Source organism: uncultured Salegentibacter sp. (assembly GCF_963972535.1).
Classification (GTDB): domain Bacteria; phylum Bacteroidota; class Bacteroidia; order Flavobacteriales; family Flavobacteriaceae; genus Salegentibacter.
In genome coordinates this window covers 1-2544 of the sequence record NZ_CAXAVR010000193.1, presented here as the reverse complement: position 1 = coordinate 2544, position 2544 = coordinate 1, and the positions used below count along the sequence as shown (strand labels likewise).

The window sequence follows — 2544 nt, the reverse complement described above, 5'->3', positions numbered from 1 at the left end:
TTGCGCGGGCCATTTCACGTTCAGAATTAGAACCTTTTTCACGAATAATCGCAGCTTTAATAGCTTTGGTAGGCTTCTCCAATAAATCAGATTGAAATGGAAGCTCACCGGTAAAACCATAAGGAAATTTAAATTCTAATGGTTGATTCTTATAATTATTGAAACGCTCTGTAGCCTTATCTACACCGCTTTGTTTCTGGTCTAAAAGGAAAGAAGTTTTATACCAAACATCCCGCATCTCAGGAATATTAAAACTCAGGTTTTCTGCACCGTTTTTAATTTTTAACTCGTTTCCTTCCGTTACTTTTCCAATTTTAAAGAATTCAACATTATTATCAGTAAGTACTTGTTCAGCGGTTTCATCTTTTGCCTGGAAAACTATTCCGCAGTTTTCATTAAATAATAATTTTACGCTGTCTTTTTCATTCAAGCCGGTAAGGTCTAAATCTGCGCCAAGATTAGTATCGGCAAAACACATTTCAAGAAGCGTAGTGATTAATCCCCCAGAAGCAACATCGTGCCCGGCCAGGATTAAATCCTGCTTAATTAATGCCTGAATATTATAAAAAGCATCAGCGAATCTTATATGATCTTTTATAGTTGGAACTTCTGTCCCGACTTTATTTAGAATTTGCGCAAAAGAAGATCCGCCAAGCTTAAAATTATCCTGCGATAAATTAATGTAATAAATATCACCTCCCCCGAGGCTTCGTGGCTGCAAAACCGGCTCAACTACTTTAGTAATATCGTCACAATGCCCGGCAGCTGAAATGATAACAGTTCCCGGCGAAAGTACTTCACCGTCTTTATAGCGCTGCTTCATAGAAAGTGAATCTTTTCCAGTAGGAACATTTATTCCCAGGGAAATCGCAAAATCTGAAACGGCACGCACTGCTTCATAGAGCCTGGCATCTTCGCCTTCGTTATTACAGGGCCACATCCAGTTTGCCGAAAGCGAAACCGATTTTAAACCTTTCTCTAGCGGAGCCCAAATAATATTTGAAAGCGCTTCCCCAATAGAGTTTTTAGAACCCGCCACGGGATCTACCAAAGCCGAAACAGGCGAGTGACCAATAGAAGTGGCCACGCCTTCTTTCCCATTATAATCCAGCGCCATTACCCCGCAATTGTTTAGCGGAAGTTGCAATGGCCCGGCAGTTTGCTGTTTTGCAACGCGGCCGGTTACACAACGGTCTACCTTGTTGGTTAACCAGTCTTTACAAGCAACAGCTTCTAATTGAAGTACCTGGCTTAAATAATCTTTTATATCTGCTGAAGAATATTCTAAATCCTCGTAAATACGTTTTACCGAAGTATCGGTCATTATGGTTTTTGGAGAGCTGCCAAACATATCTGAAAGTGCCAGGTCCATAGGCTTTTTACCCGATTTTGAACCTTCAAAAGTAAATCTATGATCGCCGGTAACATCACCAACCTGGTAAATAGGAGAGCGCTCACGTTCTGAAACCCTGCGAAGAATTTCATAATTTTTACCGCCAATAACCAGTCCCATTCGCTCCTGCGATTCGTTTCCTATAATTTCTTTAGCTGAAAGAGTTGGGTCGCCAACCGGTAATTTATCTAAATCTATTTTTCCACCGGTTTCTTCTACCAGTTCGCTAAGGCAGTTTAAATGTCCTCCTGCACCGTGATCGTGAATGGAAACTATAGGGTTTTCTTCGCTTTCTACCATTCCGCGCACTGCGTTAGAAGCTCGTTTTTGCATTTCGGGATTGGCTCTTTGTATAGCGTTTAATTCTATTCCGCTACCTAGTTCCCCGGTATCGGCAGATGAAACGGCGGCACCGCCCATTCCAATTCGGTAATTTTCACCACCAAGAATTACTATTTTATCTCCTTTTTTAGGAATATCTTTTTGTGCCTGGCTGGCTTTCCCGTAACCAATTCCGCCAGCAAGCATAATTACTTTATCGTAGCCTAATTTTCTATTGTGCTCAGTATGTTCAAAAGTAAGTACCGATCCTGAAATTAAAGGTTGTCCAAATTTATTTCCAAAATCTGAAGCTCCGTTAGATGCTTTTATTAAAATATCCATTGGAGTTTGGTACAACCAATCGCGTTCTTTCATTCCATTTTCCCATTTCCGGTCTTTATCCAGCCTGGAATAGGAAGTCATATAAACCGCGGTTCCGGCTAAAGGCAAAGAACCTTTTCCGCCCGCAAGCCTGTCACGAATTTCGCCACCGCTTCCGGTTGCCGCACCATTAAATGGTTCTACCGTGGTGGGGAAATTATGAGTTTCGGCTTTTATGGAAATTACCGAATCAAAATCTTTATTTTCATAATATTCTGGAACATCAGGACGTTTTGGTGCAAACTGCTGTACTCGCGGACCGTTTATAAAAGCAACATTATCTTTATAAGCCGAAACAATTTCGTTAGGATTTTCTTCAGAAGTTTTTCTAATCATTTTAAACAGCGAGCTTGGCTTTTCCTCTCCATCTATCACAAAAGTACCATTGAAAATTTTGTGGCGACAATGCTCAGAATTCACCTGGGAGAATCCAAAAACTTCAGAATCTG

Annotated in this window: 1 protein-coding gene; it reads right to left on the bottom strand. The window is 40.8% G+C overall.

Features of this window, described 5'->3' with window-relative positions; genetic code table 11:
- Positions 1-2544, bottom strand: a 2544-nt coding sequence (gene purL / locus AACZ30_RS13700) for a phosphoribosylformylglycinamidine synthase (protein ID WP_339650074.1), incomplete at both ends; no start/stop codon positions are given.